The organism is Mycetocola zhujimingii, from assembly GCF_003065425.1.
Classification (GTDB): Bacteria; Actinomycetota; Actinomycetes; order Actinomycetales; family Microbacteriaceae; genus Mycetocola_A; species Mycetocola_A zhujimingii.
This window is the reverse complement of record NZ_CP026949.1, coordinates 210,270-228,508: the sequence shown is the minus strand read 5'-3', so window position 1 is coordinate 228,508 and position 18,239 is coordinate 210,270. Positions and strand designations below refer to the sequence as shown.

Genomic DNA, 18,239 nt, shown 5'->3' with positions numbered 1-18,239 from the left:
GGAATGCGTCATCGTTCCGGTCTGCGCAGTGCGATCGGGTAAGCGCAGCAGCGCAGAACGGTCGCTCCGTGTGCCGACCTCGGGTGGTCGGGCAACACGACGAGGGACTGTTCCGCTCGCAGGACTACACTCCACGCGCTCCATCAGGATTGACCCCTGAACGGGGCAAGAAACCCGCAATTTTTGCGCAGGATCCAGAAAAATCGGCGTTACCCCTCGGTCAGGGGGCGTTTTGCGCCGGTCAGGTACGCGGATTTGCTCCAGCCGTTACCACGGCATCCGTGCCCGCAGCATCTGTGCCGGGAGCAGCGGGGCCAGCCGCGGCAGGACCACCGATGACGCTGAAACGCGTACGGCGCTTCTTTGAGCCAGCCGAGCGGCCGTAGACCAGGTACATCGTGAGGCCCATGATGATCATGAGCAGCACCGTGTAGACGAAGGTGATCGACATGGAGTCGAGATTGTTCTCACCCTCGGTGCTCGCCTTGATGGCGATGCCGAGCGGCTCGTACAGCGGGTGATAGAGGAAGACGGCGGCGTCGTAGTCATCGAGCAGGCTGTTGAAGTTGAGCGCGGTGATCGCAGCCGCCGTCGGAATCACGAGCGGGAACAGCACCTTGCGGAAGGTGAACAGTGACTTCGCACCGAGGATGCGAGCGGCATCCTCGAGTGAATCAGGGATCGACGCGAACGCCGCCTTGAGGAGCCGCAGCGTGAACGGGATCTTCACGATGATGTAGGCGACGAGCAGAAGCACGGCCGTGCCGGTGAGCACCTGGCCGCCGATGAGCGGGTTGGGTCGATCGAAGGTCATCACGAGCGCGAGCGCGATCAGGATGGTCGGGAGAATCCACGGGATGTGCAGCAGATATTCCAGAGTGGATGTCACCGGGTTGCGATATTTCTGGATCACCCGGGAGACGAACAGCAACCCGCCAACGACGATGAATGCGGCAAGCGCGCTATAAACGACGCTCACAACGAACGGCCGCAGCACGGCGGGAGTCCCGAAGACCGTGGCGTAATTGTCGAGGGTGAATGAGCTGAGCGTGATCGACCCGGTGAGCACAGCGGTGGAGTCGACGAAGGAGAACAACACGATGAGCAGCACCGGCGCCGCGTAGATGACGAAGAGGATGTAGGCGACGATGTGGACGATCACGTTCGCCGCGCGGTTGGGGATCCGCTGCTTCTGCAGCGGGGTCGCGACCTTCGCGACGGAGAAGTAGACGCCAGACTTCTCGACCCGGTTCATCACCGCGAGCAGGATGATCGTTGCGACACCGAGGATGATCGCCAGAAGCGCCGCGAGGTCGCGCGAACTCGTGCTCTTCGAGAACGTGACGATCATCGGTGCGATGGTCTGGAAGTCAGGGCCACCGAGCACGATCGGAGCGGTGAGCGCGCCGAGGCCGGTGAGGAAGGTCAGCACGGTGACCGCAAAGATCATCGGACGAAGGGCCGGCAGAACGATCTTCCACAGGATGCGCCAGGTCGACGCTCCCATGTTCCGTGCAGCTTCGATGGTCTGGTAATCGATCTTCGCGAGTGACGACGACAGGAACAGCATGTGGTTCGTTGTCGTCGCGAATGTCATCACGAGCACGACGGCAAAGAAGCCGGAGAACCAGTTCGGGTCGACCTCTGGCCAGACGTTGCGAACGGCGTTGGTGATGAACCCGTACCGGCCGTAGATGAAGTTGTAGCCGGCGGCGAGCACGATGCCGCCGTAGATCAGGGTGGTGGCGTATCCGAGCCAGAGCACCCGGGCGCCCCTGATCTGGAAGTACTTCGTGACGAGCACGATGAAGATGCCGACCACGTTGACCGTCACCGAGAGGGTGATCGCGAGCAGGAAGCTGTGCCACAGGCTCTTCATGGCGCGCTCGGAGCTGACGAGCTTCTCCACAGCGCGGGCGCTGAACTCGCCGCCGGGGAAGAACGTCGACACCAGCAGGTTGATGTTCGGGAACAGCAGGAAGGTGGCGATGAACCACACGAGCACTACCGAGACGACGATCACGAGCGGTGAGCGGAGCATGGCCCCGAGCGATGAGTTCCGCATGCCGGCCCCTTAGTACTGCAGGATCGAGGTCGGATCGATGTAGAGGTCGGCCGTCGAACCCGGCTTCAGCACAGCCTCACCGTTCTCCGTCACCATCGCGAGCAGCGTTGTGGCACCCGACTCGATCTCGTAGGTGCTGTACGCACCGTGGTACGTGCGCGCTGCGACAACCCCATCCAGACGGATGCTGTTCTCCCCGGTCCGCGGCGGGTACAGGGAAACCTTCTCGCGTCGGAGATACGACGGCTTGGCCGGGTCGAGTCCGGAGGCACCAGCCGAGACGAGCCGCTGGACAAAGTCAGGCGAGAGCGGGTTGATTGCACCAACGAAGGTACACACGAATTCCGTTCGCGACCGGTCGTAGATCTCCTCCGGGGTGCCCACCTGCTCGACGACACCCTTGTTGAAGACGGCGATCCGATCGCTCATCGTCAGTGCTTCCTCCTGGTCGTGCGTCACGTAGACCGTGGTGATGCCGAGCTCGCTCTGGAGGTTCTTCAGTTGTTCGCGCAACTGCACCCGCAGTTTGGCGTCGAGGTTGGAGAGCGGCTCATCAAGCAGCAGGATGCGCGGCTTGAGCACGAGCGCCCGCGCGATGGCCACCCGCTGCTGTTGTCCACCCGAAAGTTCGGCGACGTTCTTGTCGAGCTGCTCACGAGTCAGTTCGACCTGGTCTGCGATCTCCGCGACGAGTCGATCGGCTTCCGCCCTCTTGGTCTTGCGAACGGCCAGTCCGAAGGCGATGTTCTCGCCGACGCTCATGCTCGGGAAGAGCGCGTAGTTCTGGAACACCATACCGACGCGGCGTTTCTCGCTTGGCAGCCGTGTGGCATCCTTACCGTCGATGAAAATCCTGCCGCGCGACGGCTCGATGAAGCCAGCGAGGGTTCGGAGTGCCGTTGTCTTGCCGCAGCCCGATGGGCCGAGAAGAGTGAAGAACTCGCCCTCGGAGATCTCGAGGTTAAGGTCGGGAATGGCGACGTGCTCACCGAACCGGACTTCGACGTTGTCGTACGTGATCATCTGAGCTCCAGCGACCGTTCCGCGATGAACGGGAGGTTGAGGGGGAAAGGTGGCCGCGGGCTGCCCGCGGCCACCTCACCCCAGAGACGGGAAGGACGAGCGGTTAGGGCAGGTACTCGAGTTCGGTCTTCTCGACCCACGCGCTGATGTTCTCGCGCACGAATCCGTAGTCGATGTCCTGCTTCTCGAGCGAATCGATGAGTTCGATGACCTCGGGGAGCGCTTCGGCACGGGCAGTTTCGTTAACCGGGTACGCCGAGAACTCCTTGGCGAACTCGCCCTGAACTTCGGCGCTGCCGAACCAGTCGATGAACTCTTCGGCCTGGTCCTGCTTTGACGTGCCGGCGATTACCGAAATCTGCTCGGTGACGTATGGCACACCGGCCTTCGGCGAGATGACCCCGGTCTTCGTTCCGTACTCCGCATCACGTGCGGTGATTCCGCTCGAGGGAATGACGCCGTAGTCCACCTCGCCGCGAGTCAGGCGAGCGTAGAGATCGGTTCCTTCGACAGCGGGTGAGCCGTTGGCGAAGTACTTCTCGACCTCTTCCCAGCCCTCGTCGGAAATGCCGAGGTCGCCGTCTTCGTCAACGTACTGCGAGAGCAGGCCGGCGAGGATCAACTGCGGTGTCGCCTGGCCGAGGACGGTGTTGACCTCGTAGCGTCCCTCATAGGAGCTGTCGCTCCAGAGGTCACTGGTCTCTGTGGGAGCGTCCGATTCGCTCACCGTGTTCGTGTCGTACACGGTGACGATGGCCTGCTCGACGAGCGGCCAGAAAGCGCCGTCGTCGGGGTCGCCGGACTCCTGGTCGACCTCTGCCGCCCAGGACGGCTCGTACCCGTCGATTGCCTCTTCTTCCTTGAGGGTCTCGAAGTACATGTTGTTGAGTCCGTAGACCACATCGCCGACCGGGTTGTTCTTCTCCGCGACAATTCGGTTGGCCAGGTCGGCTCCGCCGAGCCCGACGATCTCGATCTCGATGCCCGCCTCCGCGGCCTTCTCGGTGACCCACTCGCCGCGACCGTCCGAGTTGGAGTTCGTGTACACGATGAGCGTTCCGCTCGATTCCGCCGGAGCTTCCGAAGAGGATGCTTCCGGATCAGCTGAGCAGCCGGTGAGCGCGACAGCGCCGATGAGAAGTGCGGCAATCGACGTCGATCGCACGGTGCGGTAGTTCACGTTCAGTCCTTTCGAGCAGCGACAGACCCCGGGTCGCATCCTGCCTGGCATGTGGTTGACCCCTCCAACCTAGGGGACAGCGCGCCTCGAAAGGGTGCTCAGCGAGAAATGTTCACCAGAGGTTCGCCACACACGGAGGACGAGGCCCCTATCGCTGCTGCGTTTCGTCCAGATCAGGCGCCGGCATCTCCTCGGGCTGTTTCGCGAGCGCTGCCCGGCGCGCGCGGTTTCGCAGCACGGTCCGCACGACCCACCATGCGACGAGGCAGGCAACACCCGCGACGACGAGGTACTTGAGAATGTCGGCGTACTGCAGGACCGCGCTCCAGTTCTCACCGAGCAGGAATCCGGCGATCACGAAGATACTGTTCCAGATCAATGATCCAGCGAGCGTGAGGACAGCGAACACGGCGAGGTTCATCCTCTCGATTCCCGCGGGAATGGAGATCAGACTCCGGAAGATGGGCAGCATCCGCCCGAAGAACACTGCTTTCTTTCCATGCCGACCGAACCACTCGACGGTTCTCGTGATGTCGTCAGGGTCCACGAACGGGATGCGGGCAGCGAGCCACATTGTGCGGTCGTGGCCGAGCAACCGGCCGAGCCCGTAGAGCAGGAATGCGCCGAGGACCGAACCGACGGTCGTCCACAGGATCGCTTCAACAATGCTGAAGTTGCCCTGGCTCGCGGTGAAACCGGCCAGGGGAAGAATGATCTCGCTGGGGATCGGCGGGAAGACACTCTCGAGGAAAACGATGATTCCCGCGCCGATCGGCCCGAGGGCCTCCATGACCGAGATCGCCCATCCGGCGATTCCGTCTGCGACGCCGGCCGACGACGAGTCAGCCGAGGCCGCAACGAGGCTGGCGGCGTGGGAAAGCGAATGCATAGAGTCTCCACAGTGGTTTGGACTGCGACAACGACCACGTCGACGATGCCAAAGGTTCCCACCCAGTCTTGCATAGCAAGCGTGAGCGCTCCCTGAGCCTGACGCCAGGACCGGGCAACGCGGGGAAAGCAAAAACCCCCACTCCGAGAGTGAGGGTTTCCGTGGCGGAGACGGCGGGATTTGAACCCGCGGTCCCCTTACGAGGACTCCACCTTAGCAGGGTGGTGCACTAGGCCGAACTATGCGACGTCTCCATGTGCATGCCGACTGGCGGATGCACAGGCTCAATCATAACGGGTGATGCGCCGTGTTCCGAATCGCGGCCAGAAACGACCGGTGACTACTAACGATTGGCGACCGAACAGGTTTGCTCGAGCGCGGTCTGGCCGGAAAGCCCCTCGATCACGTTGGATGTCGGAGTTGGCGCCGGCGTGGCATCCGCTCCGGGATTTGACGGGGCGGATGCCGGAGGCTGGGCATCCGGCGTTTCCGTCGCGGGCGGAGCCGCTGCAGGAGGCGGCACCGGCGCATCCGGATCAGCCTGGACTCCATTGCGGTCGACGTTGGGATCGGGCGCGAACGGCTCGTCAGCCGCGATCGCGTCGAACAACTTCTTCGCGAGGGCCTCATCGGGAACTACCTTGTTGACGTTGTATGGGTCGGCACCGACCGGGTACTGCACGAGCGCGAGCTTATCCAGATCAATCGTCTGGAGCGTCCTGGCCATCGCAACCATCCGGGTGAGGTTGGTCAGCGATGTCGAGAGCTTGACGTGCTTCGCCGCGACCTGCGCCAGGCCATAAAGCTTGGTGACATCCGTCAGCGTGTCATCGCTCTTGATGGTCCGGATGAGCGACGAGATGTATTGCTGCTGCGACGCGATGCGGGACAGGTCGCTTCCGTCACCGACACCGTGGCGTGTGCGGAGGAATGCCAGGGCCGTCGCCCCCGAAATCGTGGTCGTCCCCGCGGGGAGGTCAAGACCGGACCACCTGTCCTTCACCGGCTTGGTGAGGCAGACGGGAACACCGCCGACGGCGTTGGTCATCTCGACCACTGCGTTGAATGACATCAGGGCCGCATACTCGATCTCGAGGCCGGTGAGTTCCGACACGGTCCCAACGACACAGGCGAGTCCTCCGCGCTCATAGGCCGCGTTGAGCGGTTGTGCCGACACCGCGCGTGCCGTTTCGTCCGTCTCAGGATCAACGCACGTGGGCTGGGCGATCACTAAATCACGCGGCAGGCTGACCACGACGGCGGAGGTGTGATCCTCAGACACATGCAGCAGCATGTTGACATCGTTGAGGGTGATGTCGCGCGGGCCGTACGCGTTCGGGTCCTGATTCTCGTCGTTATCGGCTCCGACGATCAGCATGTTGAAGCCGCCCTCGAAGGCGTCGATATTCGGTACCGCGGGAGCTGAACCCCCAGCGCCGTCCGGTTGCGTGATGTCAACTGCATTGGACGAAACGTTCGATGCCAGGTCATAGACAATCCACGCAGCGACGGACGCGCCGCTCACAAGAACCACAGCGAGGGCAACGGCTGTCGTCTTGAGCAACGTGGCCGTGGCGCCCCGGCGCGCCTGCCGCCCATGCTTCATGGCGGGCGTACGTCGGGGGCTCGTGGTCACAGCACCACTCTAAACTGCCGTCGGCACCAGCCAGCGGCACCCGGAGCGGGTCAGGTCAGTTATTTCCCTTGGAGCAGGTGTAGTCACCGGCGGTCTGGCCTTGCACGTTCTCGGGGAGCTCGACGACATCGGGCGTCGGCGGCACCGCCGGATCTGCCGACGCGTCGGGAGCGGGCGCCTCAGGAGCCGGCGCCTCCGGGGCTGGTGCCTCTTCTGCCGGTGGAGCCTCCGCGACCGGCGCGTTCGGATCGATGACCGATCCGACCCCGGTATCACCCGTGAGTGCGATCGGCTGGTCGGAGGCGAGCGCATCGAACAACTGCTTTGCGGGAGCCTTGAGGGGCAGAACACCGCTCTGTCCGCCGCTCGTCCCATCTGCGTTGGGGTACTGCACGAACACCACCTGCTCGAGTGGGATGTTCTTGAGCGCCATAGCGATGGAGACCATGGTGTTGACGTTCGAGAGGCTGTTCGAGAGGGTCATGTTGCCCGCTGCAGCCTTGGCGATACTGAAGAGCTTGGTGGGGTCGGTGAGCGTTTCGCTGCTTTTCAACTGGCGGACGAGCGACGAAAGGAACACCTGCTGATTGCTGATTCGGCCGAGGTCTGACCCGTCACCGACGCCGTGGCGGGTGCGGAGGAACTGGAGTGCTGCCATGCCCTGCAGTGTGTGAGTTCCGGCATCGAGGTAGGTCTCCGTGCGCCAGTCATCGATCGGCTCGGCAACGCAGACATCGACACCGCCGACGGCGTTCGAGAGCTCGATAACGCCGTTGAACTGGACCTCAGCCGCGAAGGGAATGCTCATGCCCGTCAACTGCTCCACTGTGAGCACTGTGCAGGCGAGCCCACCGTACTGGAGGGTGGAGTTGATCTTCTGGGAGGCCTTGGCTTCATAGGTGCCGCCGCCCTCCTTCGGGCAGGCGGGGATGGGGACGAACATATCCCGCGGGAAACTGATCACCGTCGCGGCTGAGTGATCCTCCGAGATGTGCATGAGCATCGTGACGTCGTTGAGGACGCTGGTTTCCTTGTCCGGATCACCGAACACGCCGTCCTGGCCAGCCCTGCTGTCGCTGCCGACCAGGAGCAGGTTGACGCCACCCTCGATTGCCTCGATGTTCGGAAGCTTCACTCCCGGTGTCTCATTCGCGAGCGTCACGGATGGCTGCACGTCTTTCGCGATGTCCCAGAGCGCATATGCCGAAACAGCGGTTCCGCTCACGAACAGCACAGCAAGCGCGCCGGAGAGGACCTTGAGAATCGTCCGGATCGGGTGTGACTTCTTCAGCCGGCCGTGCCTGGCGATTGTTGAAACCTGCTCGGTCCCCCGGGTAGGGCGTGAAGGCTCACTCACTCGACGGTCCTTTCGGGTCGGCAGGGCTTTGGCGGAGGGCGTGGGATTCGAACCCACGAGACATTTCTGCCCACCAGTTTTCAAGACTGGCTCCATCGGCCGCTCGGACAGCCCTCCATGGCATGTTGTCGGGACAACACCCAACACTCGATCCTAGCGGACGAGGGCAAGTCCATCCTCACAGGGCATTCTGGACGACCCCTGAGTGGGAACCGTGCCCCTGCCGCCCCGAACTCACTCTCAGAGCGACTCGAGCACAGCCACAAGACCGTCATCGGCAACCGACCCGGTCACCTCGGTTGCCGCGTCTTTGACCTCGACCGGCGCCTGCCCCATGGCGACGGCGCGCCCGCTGGCTCCCGCCCACGCAAACATTTCAACGTCATTGCGGCCGTCACCGACGGCGACGACACGATCCAGCGGAACACCGAGCCATTCCCGCACCCGCTCGAGGGCCGTCGACTTGTTGACGCCGAGCGGGGCGATGTCGAGCCACGCGGTCCAGCCGATGGCATAGGCGACCTGGTGCAGCCCCATGCTCTCAACGATCTTGAGGAACTCGAGTTCATCGTGCTCGGGAGAGACGACAACGACTCGCGTCACCGGCTCGCTCAGCAGCCCATCGAACTCGACCTCTTCGGCGTTTTCGAGGTTCCAGTCGGTCATTCCGACGGTATATCTACGGTATCCGCTCGGGTATTCGACCATGTACCGGCCGTCGGCAAGGTGCGAACGGATGGTCTTGAGCACGTCGCTCGGATCGAAGGTCTCAATCAGGTGGCGACGATACCCACCGACCGCGGCCGGGTCACGCTTCATCACAAGAGCGCCGTTCGCGCAGACGACGTACTCGGGGTCGATTCCCAGCTGCTCGACGACGGGCAGCGTCGTCTCCCAGCTGCGTCCCGTTGCGAGCATCAGCCGGTGACCGCGAGCGGATGCCGCGCGAGCGGCGTCGATGACGGCATCCGACATCGATCCGTCTTCGTGGAGCAGGGTGCCGTCGACGTCGAGCGCGACGAGGAGACCGGCTTCGCTCACAGCGGCCGGATCACATCGAGCCCGCCGAGGTACGGGCGGAGCGCTTCGGGAACAACGACGGAGCCGTCGGCCTGCTGGTGGGTTTCGAGGAGCGCCACGAGCCAGCGGGTCGTTGCGAGGGTGCCGTTGAGGGTTGCGACCGGGCTGGTCTTGCCACTCTCGCCGCGGTAACGGATGTTGAGCCGGCGCGCCTGATAGGTCGTGCAGTTGGAGGTCGAGGTGAGTTCGCGGAACGCGTCCTGCGTCGGAACCCAGGCTTCGACGTCGTACTTGCGTGCGGCGCTCGAACCGAGGTCACCGGCGGCGGTGTCGATCACGCGGTAGCTCAAGCCGAGGGCCTGGAGCATGCCTTCCTGCCAGCCGAGCAGGCGGAGGTGCTCGGCCTCTGCCTCCTGAGGCGTCGTGTAAACGAACATCTCAAGCTTGTTGAACTGGTGAACGCGGATGATTCCGCGGGTATCCCGGCCGTACGAGCCGGCCTCGCGGCGGTAGCAGGTGGACCAGCCCGCATAGCGGATGGGGGCATCCGCCACGTCGATGATTTCGTCGGAGTGGTACCCGGCGAGCGCCACCTCGCTCGTGCCCGTGAGGTACAGGTCGTCGGCTGGCAGGTAGTAGACCTCGTCGGCGTGGGCGCCGAGGAACCCCGTGCCCGCCATGATCTCGGGCTTCACGAGGGTCGGAGTGATGAGCGGGATAAACCCTTCGGCGAGCGCGCGATCGAGAGCCATGTTCATGATGGCGAGCTCGAGGCGGGCACCGATGCCGCGGAGGTAGTAGAACCGCGCACCGGAAACCTTGGTGCCGCGCTGCATGTCGATGGCGCCGAGCGTCTCGCCGAGTTCGAGGTGGTCCTTAGGCTCGAAGTCGAACGTCGGCTTCTCACCGACCTCGCGGAGCGTGACGAAGTCGTCTTCGCCGCCGGCGGGCACGCCGTCGATAATCGGGTTCTGGATCGCGCCGACGATCTCATTGAAGCGGGTCTCGGCATCCGTGACCTGCTGCTGCGCGAGCTTGACCCGCTCGGACAGGCCTTTGACCTGGGCGACGAGCGCCGCCTTCTCGTCTTTCGGCGCCTGGGCGACCGTCTTGCCGAAGGCGTTCTGCTCTGCGCGGAGCTCTTCGAAGCTGGTGATCGCGGTGCGGCGCTCACGGTCGGCCTCAAGGGCCTGGTCGACCAGATCGACGGGCGATCGTCTCGCCTCCTGCGAGCGCCTGATGAGGTCGGGGTTTTCGCGGAGGAGCACTGGATCAATCACGCTGGCAAGTCTAGCCGCGCGGGGTACCGTTGAAGATATGACGAGCACAGAGTCCCCTCGCGCCGCTGTGATCTTCAACCCGACCAAGGGCCGCATCCAGGAGTTGCGCCGCCAGATCGACGCGGCCGCCACCGCCGCCGGGTGGGGCGAGTCGATGTGGTTCGAGACAAGCGTCGAAGACCCGGGGCGTGGCATTGCCCTCGAGGCGGTCGAGGCCGGTGCGGCCATGGTGCTCGCTGCCGGTGGAGACGGCACTGTGCGCAGCGTTGCGGAGGGCCTCCGCGATTCGGGCATTCCGCTCGCGCTCCTCCCCCCCGGCACTGGCAACGTCCTCGCGCGCAACATCGGCGTGCCGATCACCAATACAGCGGATGCCATCCGCATCGCCTTCGAGGGAAACACCCGTCACATAGACCTCGGCATCGCGACGCTCAGCCGCATCGACGGCAGCATCGAAGAGCACGGCTTCCTCGTGATGGCCGGTATGGGCATCGACGCTGACATCATGGCGAACACGAGCGACGCGCTCAAGAAATCGTTCGGCTGGCTCGCCTACGTCGACGCAGGCATCCGCGTGCTGCCGGGCGCAAAGCCGTTCCGCATCCGGTACCAGCTCGAGGGCAAGCCCGTGCACAGCGCCCACGTCTCGACGATCCTGTTCGGCAACTGCGGCACGCTGACCGGCGGACTCGAGATGATGCCCGACGCCGTCGTCGACGACGGACTGCTCGACGTCGCCGTGCTGCAGCCCCGCGGAACAGTCGGCTGGATCGATGTCGCGCGCAGGCTGCGGGTCGACAACGGACCGCTCCGCAAGTCGGTGATGGGCCGCCGCATCATCAAGGCGACATCGGGAAACTCGTCGACCATCACCTACTTGCGCAGCGCCGGCATCACCGTGTCACTCGAGAAACCCCGTGCCATTGAACTCGACGGCGACGGGTTCGGCATCGTGGCCGGGGTGCGGTTCGCGACCGACCCTGGGGCGCTTGCCGTCCGGGTGCGCTAGGCGCGGCATCCGCCCCCCCTCCCTGCTGCTCGGCCACAAGTGGTCGTTCCGCACCCGCCCAGCCCTCTGCTCGGCCACAAGTGGTCGTTCCGCACCCGCCCTGCCCTCTGCTCGGCCAAAAAAGGCCGAACTCTCGCGAAAACTCCCGCCTTTTCTGGCCGAGCAGCGTGCGAACAGCCTTTTCTGGCCGAGCAAGGAGCCGACCGCGCAACGCGCCCGTTCCTCAACCGGCGGTCGGGGGCACCGCAAAGTCCACAGCCGCGGATCGCACCCGCCACCCGTCACAGGGGTGGGCCACCCTCGAGCCGTGACTTTCCGCAAACCGTTGCCGCGCGCATTACCCTCCGCGTTCTCCGTGGCAGACGCATACGAGCACGGGTTCACGCGTGCGCAGATGCGGAACAGGGGCCTCGTCGCGCCGTTTCACGGCATCCGGGTGCTCGCCACGCCGAGTCTCACCCTCGAACTGGCATGCCGCGCGATCGCAACACGGCTGCCGCCGGGTGCGGCCCTCAGTCATCGAACGGCGGCGCTGGTTCACGGCATGCCGCTGCCGCTGTCGTCCGACGCAGCCATCCACGTCACCGTTCCATCGCCCGGGCGGGCTCTTCGTCGACGCGGGGTGCGGGGGCACAGCGCCGTTCTCGATGCGGGCGACGTCACCATGCTCGGCGGGCTTCCCATCACAACCGTTGAGCGCACCTGGTGCGACCTCGCTGCCATGCTCAATCTGCCCGACCTGGTCGCGGCGGCGGATTTCCTCCTCTGGCACGAGGCACCACGCACGACCGCCGCTCAGCTCGCCAGCGCCGTCGACAGATACCCCGCGCGAGCCGGTCGAAGGATGCTGCGGCGAGCGCTCGCCCTCACCTCCGACCACTCTCGATCTCGCCCAGAATCACTGGTTCGCGTCGATCTGGCGCTGAGCGGGCTTCCCACTCCCCTCGCGAACCACGAAGTGTTCCTCCCCTTGGCGCGACGCACGGTATATCTCGACCTTGCGTTCCCCGACCATAAGCTCGAGCTGGAGTATCACGGCGATCAGCACCGCACCGACATTCGCCAGTGGCGAACCGACGTGCGCCGGGCGAACGACATCGGCGACGAGGGCTGGCAGACGCTGCAGTTCACCGGCGACGACCTCGCCGACCTGCCAGCGTTGAGACGCCGAGTCGAGCGACGGCTGCGGATGCTGGGGTGGGTCGGCTAGCAACCGCACCCTTCTCGGCCACAAACGGTCGCACACCGCGCCCACTCAGCGCACCCGTTGCTCAGCCCCAAAGGGTCGCACTTTCGCGTCAAGTCGAGCCATTTCTGTCCGAGCAGCGCACGAACAGCCGTTTCTGGCCGAGCAGCGCGCGAACAGCCGTTTCTGGCCGAGCACGAAGAACCGTTCGGCCCACCACGCCTTGCTCCGCCACAAACGGTCGCACACGAGCCGCGCAGGCCTTGCACGGCCACAAAGGGTCGCACTTTCGCGTCAAGTCGAGCCTTTTCCGGCCGAGCAGCGCACGAACAACCTTTTCTGTCCGAGCAGCGCACGAACAGCCGTTTCTGGCCGAGCAAGGGGAGCGTCCGCAGGCCCCGCACACGATTGGATGCCGTCGGCACGCGCCACCACCACAGCGAGCGCTAGATGACGCCCTGCGCCAGCATCGCGTCTGCGACCTTCACGAACGCCGCCGTGTTCGCACCGACCACGTAATCGCCGGGGCGACCGTATCGGTCGGCCGCTTCGAACGCCGCAGCGTGAACCCCGCGCATGATGTTGTGCAGGCGGTCCTCGCTGTCGCTGAAGTTCCAGCGCTGGCGCGATGCGTTCTGGCTCATCTCGAGCGCGCTCGTTGCGACACCGCCGGCGTTTGCCGCCTTACCTGGGCCGAAGAGCACACCGGCCTGCTGGAAGGCGTGCACGGCGTCGGGCAGGCACGGCATGTTGGCGCCCTCCGCGACGGCCTCAACGCCGTTGGCAATGAGCGCCTCCGCGTCCCGCAACGAGAGTTCGTTCTGTGTCGCACAGGGCAGCGCGATCTGGCCGGGAACATCCCACACGCTGCCACCAGAGATAAACCGTGCACTCGTGCGCCGCTCGGCGTACTCGGCGATGCGCAGCCGCTCGACTTCCTTGATCTGCTTGAGCAGGTCGACGTCGATTCCCGCCTCGTCCACGATGTAACCGGAAGAGTCGGATGCCGTGATCGCACGTCCGCCGAGCTGCTGGACTTTCTCGATGGCGTAGATCGCGACGTTGCCGGAGCCGGAGACCACGGCGGTCTTGCCCTCGATGGACTCGCCCCTGGTGGCGAGCATCTCCTCGGTGAAGAACACCGCGCCGTAGCCCGTCGCCTCCGTACGGACTTCGGCGCCGCCCCATCCGGTGCCCTTTCCGGTGAACATGCCGGACTCGTGGCGGTTGGTGATCTTGCGGTACTGGCCGAAGAGGTAGCCGATCTCGCGGCCGCCAACGCCGATGTCACCGGCCGGCACATCGGTGTGCTCGCCGAGGTGCCGATAGAGCTCGTTCATGAAGCTCTGGCAGAACCGCATGATTTCGGCGTCGCTCTTGCCCTGCGGGTTGAAGTCGCTTCCACCCTTGGCACCACCGATGCCCTGCGCGGTGAGTGCGTTCTTGAAGATCTGCTCGAAACCGAGGAACTTGATGATGGACAGGTTGACCGTGGGATGGAACCGGAGTCCGCCCTTGTACGGACCGAGCGCTGAGTTGAATTGCACCCGGAATCCCCGGTTCACCTGCACGCGATTCTTGTCGTCCGTCCAGGGCACGCGGAACATGACCTGACGCTCGGGCTCAACGATCCGCTGGAGGATTCCCGCCTCAAGGAACTCGGGGTGCTCGTCGAGCGCTGGCGCTATCGACTCGAGCACCTCGTGCATGGCCTGGTGGAATTCCGGCTCCCCGGCGTTGCGGGCGACGGCGGTCTCGTACACCTCGGAAATGGCGTCTGAACTGGGAGAGGTTTGGAACAAGGAAGAACTTTCTGATCAGGAAAACGGGCAACACCGCCCGGGCAACGCGAGGCAGGCCGGTTCCGGATGAGGAGGGGTGCATCACGCGAGAAAGGCCGTTGTTCGACCGAGAACAGTTTGATCGTGCCCGGCGCGACAGTCAATTTCACCGTTCGGTATCGGGCTGCGCCCGCCACCTGGCCGCCCGATCACACAGCGCGACGACGAGCAATACGATCCCCGCAAACAACGGCATTGCGGGCGGGCCGGCGTGCCAGCTGCCGGGGAACACCACGACCTTTGACGGCGACTTTTCGATGATCGAGACCTCACCGCCCTCGCTGTCTGGCTCAGACACCGTCACCTCGAATGTGCGCATGTCAGAACCCGAGACCAGGCCCTGAACGAGTGATGACGTCACAAACGACCGGATCATCACGTCTGCATCCGGGCCGAAGTAGTCACGCTCTTCCGCGGTCAGCGGGATAACCCCCCTCGGCAGCGTCCAGTCTCACGTGCGCGTCAATGAGCAAGAGGCCGAAGCCGGTCAAGAGTAGCAAGGCACCAGCACCGGCGATCCAGCGCCCCCGATGATGTCGACGGGCTCGCCTCACGGATGCCACGAACGGCCTACGCGTCCAGCTCGTCGCTCGCGTCGACCGTCGTCCGGCTCCCTGGTCTCCACCTGGTCGCCAGGAAGAAAACCACGCCGATCACCGTCAGGACCCCGGCGATACACAGGAGCGGGGCAATCCCCCACGCGACCTGGACCCAGATCCAGTCCGCTCGCGCCTCTTCGGTTGTGGATGTTCCCCCCGAGATCTGTCCCGAGTACATCTGAGTGACCGCCCAGCGAAAAAGCGTCACACCCGCGATCGTCATGGCCGGGCCGATGACGGCGAGGCTCACGAGGTAGGGGTTCCGCCACGGCCGGGGTTCGGCGAGCGAACCCCCATCCGGGACACCCTCAGCATCGCCCGCGTCGATGGCACTGACCGAGTCGAGCTGGTCCGGTTCGTCGGCGGGGTGGACCACCCGATCAGGAACAGGGGCAACCGGCATCGGGGCGACCCGCGACGGCGAGTGGGACTTCGGGGCTTCATCGGTCCGCCCCCGGGACCCGGGTTCGTAGCCACGCTGGAACTCGGGACTGTATCTGGGGTCGAATCCGCCTTCGTCACTCATCCGATGCTCCTTCGCGCGGCGTGCCTGACTCGGATTCTAGCCAGCGCGTGACGGCTGCGCTGAACTGACGTCGGACTCGCCTGCCAGAAGCCCCCGCAGCCAGTCGCGCGCGTCGGCAAACACGTCGTCCGAGTACTTCTCATCGAACACGATCGGCGATTTGTCGGCGCGAGGGTACGATCCGAGGAACATGACACCGGGACTGAACCGCCTGACACCGAGGAGAGCATCCGCAACCCGTTCGTCGCTGATGTGACCGTCGGCGTCGATGATGAACCGGTACCTGCCGAGCTCATCGCCGATGGGCCTCGACTCGATGAGGCTCATGTTGACGCCGCGCGTGGAGAATTGCTGCAACAGCTCGAGGAGGGCACCGGCCCGGTCCACGGGGAGCTCGGCGACGAGACTTGTCTTGTCTGCCCCGGTGGGCTCAGGGATCCGGGTTGTCCTGCTGACGTGGAGGAACCGCGTGACGGCGTTCGGGTTGTCACCGATCGCTTCGGCGAGCACGTCGACGTCGTACGAGTCCACGATTCCGGGCGGCGCAATGGCGGCGTCGGCCAGTTCCGTTTCGAACAGGGCGGATGCCGCTGCCACGTTGCTTGTGGCGGGAATGTGGCCGTGATCAGGGAGAGTCGCGTCCATCCACTGGTGGCACTGCGCGTACGCGACGGGGTGCGCGTTGACGACCTTCACATCCTCGAGCCGGGTGCCGCGGCGGGCGACGAGGACGAAGTTCACCGAAACGAGGTACTCACCGACGATCCGGAGCCCTGGCATGGTCGCGAGGGCATCCTGGGCAACGGAAACTCCACCCTCGATGGAGTTTTCGATGGCGATGACCGCTCCGTCACTGCGACCGGCGATCACATCTCCGAGCGCTTCACCGACGTTGTTTACCGATCGCCAGCTCTGGCCGACCGCCTCCGGCACCTGCGCGAGGGCCGCTTCGGTGAACGTTCCGCGTGGCCCGAGGTAGCTGTATGTGCGGAGCGGGGCCGTGTCGCGGGTCTGTGCCATAGAATCGAGCCTACCGGCCACCCTCCCGGTCGACGGGGAGCATCGGCGTACGACCCCGAATGTGGGACTGTGCACGGCCTGCATGAATCGATATGCTTTCGAGGCTGGCTACGCGCGCGTACCAGGGGGAAACGGCATTCCAGGTCGCTGTGCGGGGAGTAGTCGGTGTATTCGTTAAGGCTGGTCGCGTCGGCGGCCACCAGGGGCAGGTCGGCGCTTCAGAGCGCGTCGCGCCTGTCCCGGCTCGGCGGCGCAACAACGGCGATCGCACTGCTTATCTCGGGCCCCGGCATAGCTGGGCAGTTTCCCCGTTCGCTCGCTGACCAGGATTCGCGGTCACCGGCATCCGTTTCACAACCGTCCATGCGGGTTGTCAGCTCACTTTCCGGCCTCGGATTTGCCACGGAGTTCGCCGGGGACCTCGAGGGCGCCGTCGGCGCACTGCACTCACTCACGCCTCGCCAGGTCGCGGCGCTCTGGCCCGCCCTGCCCGATGACTTCCGGAACCGTCTGGTCGAGGACCGGCCAGACGCGATCGGCAACCTCGGCGGTGTTTCGTACGTCGACCGCAGCAGCGCCAACGTGGCGCGTCTCGTTGAGCTGAGAGACCAGGCCGAATCGGACCTGCACCTCGCGCTCGGGCGCAGCGCCTCGTCCGCTGGGGATGCTGAGAGTGCCCGGCGGGCGATGGAAGCGACCGACAGGCTGCGCGGGGTTGAACTTCTCGCCAACCGATTCGGTTCCGAAACAGACGCGACCGACCCTGTGCCGCACTACCTCATCGAGCTCGATGGAAGCGTGACGGGGCCGCCTCTTGCCGCCGTCGCAGTGGGGGATCTCAATACGGCGAAGTTCACGAGCTTCTTCGTCCCAGGCATGGACTCGAGCGTGCTCCAGCTCTCGGACTACCTGCGCGGGGTCGAACGGATGCAGGAGGCATCGGTCGACAGCGCCGCAGTGCTTTGGCTTGGTTACGAGAGTCCAGGACCGGTCGACACCGTGTCGACCGGTCACGCGGAAGCCGGCTCCGTGCGACTCGCGGCAGCCCTCGCCAGCTATGACGCCGTGCGAGACGCGGCTGAGTCACTCGCCGAGGTGACGGTGATCGGCCACTCCTACGGGTCGACGACCGCGGCCCTCGCGCTCGCCTCTGGCAACTACGGGGTGAGTTCCTTTGTCGTCATCGGCTCGGCCGGCGTGCCTGCCGGACTGACAATCGCTGACCTCCACGTCCGGCCCGAGCGGGTCTACGTCTCACAGGCACGCGAGGACGCCCTCGCCGATACCGGGCGCTTCTGGTCGGGCCGGGCAAATCCGGCTGAACCGGAATGGGGCGCGCAGTTCTTTGGCAGCGACGGCACAACGCTCGCAGACGGAACCATCCTGGCGGCGGTGAAGGCGCACGACGTGGTCGGGTCATCCCGCCACTTCGACCACGACAAGTACCTCGGTGACGGCACCGAGAGCCTCTACGACATCCAGAAGATCATCACGGGAGAGCGCCACGACATCACCCCAGGGTCGCGAAGCATCGCGAGTGACGCCACCCTGCTGGCCGAAGGCGACGGCGCAAGGCCCTGACGGCGTGGTGGCGCTGATGCCACAATG

At 64.8% G+C, this 18,239-nt stretch carries 15 protein-coding genes and 2 tRNA genes; 3 read left to right on the top strand and 14 right to left on the bottom strand.

The window, feature by feature from the left end:
• Nucleotides 1-241: 241 nt before the first annotated feature.
• From C3E77_RS01060 to serS, 10 genes are all read right to left on the bottom strand, one after another.
• Entirely contained in the window at nucleotides 242-2,065 is a 1,824-nt protein-coding gene (locus tag C3E77_RS01060) for an ABC transporter permease (RefSeq protein WP_108389951.1), read from the bottom strand.
• 9 nt (nucleotides 2,066-2,074) lie between these two features.
• Complete coding sequence (locus C3E77_RS01055) at nucleotides 2,075-3,088, bottom strand: ABC transporter ATP-binding protein (RefSeq protein ID WP_108389950.1); 1,014 nt, start codon at nucleotides 3,086-3,088, stop codon at nucleotides 2,075-2,077.
• Nucleotides 3,089-3,191: 103 nt separating this feature from the next.
• A complete protein-coding gene (locus C3E77_RS01050) occupies nucleotides 3,192-4,268 on the bottom strand; it encodes an extracellular solute-binding protein (RefSeq protein ID WP_234031248.1) in 1,077 nt (358 codons plus the stop codon).
• Nucleotides 4,269-4,416: 148 nt separating this feature from the next.
• A complete protein-coding gene (locus C3E77_RS01045) occupies nucleotides 4,417-5,157 on the bottom strand; it encodes a DedA family protein (RefSeq protein WP_234031247.1) in 741 nt (246 codons plus the stop codon).
• 162 nt (nucleotides 5,158-5,319) lie between these two features.
• Nucleotides 5,320-5,411 (bottom strand) — tRNA-Ser (locus C3E77_RS01040).
• A gap of 89 nt (nucleotides 5,412-5,500) precedes the next feature.
• Complete coding sequence (locus tag C3E77_RS01035; protein WP_162924869.1) at nucleotides 5,501-6,793, bottom strand: LCP family protein; 1,293 nt, start codon at nucleotides 6,791-6,793, stop codon at nucleotides 5,501-5,503.
• A 55-nt stretch (nucleotides 6,794-6,848) separates the two neighbouring features.
• Nucleotides 6,849-8,150: an LCP family protein gene (locus C3E77_RS01030; RefSeq protein ID WP_108389947.1), complete on the bottom strand. Its 1,302-nt coding sequence runs from the start codon at nucleotides 8,148-8,150 to the stop codon at nucleotides 6,849-6,851.
• 29 nt (nucleotides 8,151-8,179) lie between these two features.
• A tRNA-Ser gene (locus tag C3E77_RS01025) sits at nucleotides 8,180-8,267 on the bottom strand.
• 123 nt (nucleotides 8,268-8,390) lie between these two features.
• Nucleotides 8,391-9,191, bottom strand: coding sequence for an HAD family hydrolase (locus C3E77_RS01020; protein WP_108389946.1), 801 nt, complete (start codon nucleotides 9,189-9,191; stop codon nucleotides 8,391-8,393).
• Nucleotides 9,188-10,450, bottom strand: a complete 1,263-nt coding sequence (serS, locus tag C3E77_RS01015; RefSeq protein WP_108389945.1) for a serine--tRNA ligase — start codon at nucleotides 10,448-10,450, stop codon at nucleotides 9,188-9,190. Before serS ends, C3E77_RS01020 begins: the two co-directional genes overlap by 4 nt.
• Nucleotides 10,451-10,487: 37 nt before the next feature.
• On the opposite strand from serS, the gene C3E77_RS01010 reads away from it, so the two are divergent.
• Nucleotides 10,488-11,459, top strand: coding sequence for a diacylglycerol/lipid kinase family protein (locus tag C3E77_RS01010; protein WP_162924868.1), 972 nt, complete (start codon nucleotides 10,488-10,490; stop codon nucleotides 11,457-11,459).
• A 307-nt stretch (nucleotides 11,460-11,766) separates the two neighbouring features.
• Nucleotides 11,767-12,669, top strand: a complete 903-nt coding sequence (locus tag C3E77_RS01005) for a hypothetical protein (protein WP_234031246.1) — start codon at nucleotides 11,767-11,769, stop codon at nucleotides 12,667-12,669.
• 422 nt (nucleotides 12,670-13,091) lie between these two features.
• Here C3E77_RS01005 and gdhA read toward each other — a convergent pair whose 3' ends face one another.
• The 4 genes from gdhA to pheA all read right to left on the bottom strand — a co-directional run bounded on the left by gdhA (nucleotide 13,092) and on the right by pheA (nucleotide 16,631).
• Entirely contained in the window at nucleotides 13,092-14,417 is a 1,326-nt protein-coding gene (gene gdhA, locus C3E77_RS01000) for an NADP-specific glutamate dehydrogenase (protein ID WP_416046415.1), read from the bottom strand.
• 175 nt (nucleotides 14,418-14,592) lie between these two features.
• Nucleotides 14,593-14,805: a hypothetical protein gene (locus C3E77_RS00995; protein WP_234031245.1), complete on the bottom strand. Its 213-nt coding sequence runs from the start codon at nucleotides 14,803-14,805 to the stop codon at nucleotides 14,593-14,595.
• A gap of 251 nt (nucleotides 14,806-15,056) precedes the next feature.
• Nucleotides 15,057-15,611, bottom strand: coding sequence for a hypothetical protein (locus C3E77_RS00990; protein WP_108389940.1), 555 nt, complete (start codon nucleotides 15,609-15,611; stop codon nucleotides 15,057-15,059).
• Between the two features lie 36 nt (nucleotides 15,612-15,647).
• Nucleotides 15,648-16,631, bottom strand: a complete 984-nt coding sequence (gene pheA, locus C3E77_RS00985; RefSeq protein WP_108389939.1) for a prephenate dehydratase — start codon at nucleotides 16,629-16,631, stop codon at nucleotides 15,648-15,650.
• 165 nt (nucleotides 16,632-16,796) lie between these two features.
• Between pheA and C3E77_RS00980 the strand changes: the two genes are divergently transcribed.
• Complete coding sequence (locus tag C3E77_RS00980) at nucleotides 16,797-18,212, top strand: alpha/beta hydrolase (protein WP_162924867.1); 1,416 nt, start codon at nucleotides 16,797-16,799, stop codon at nucleotides 18,210-18,212.
• Nucleotides 18,213-18,239: the final 27 nt, after the last annotated feature.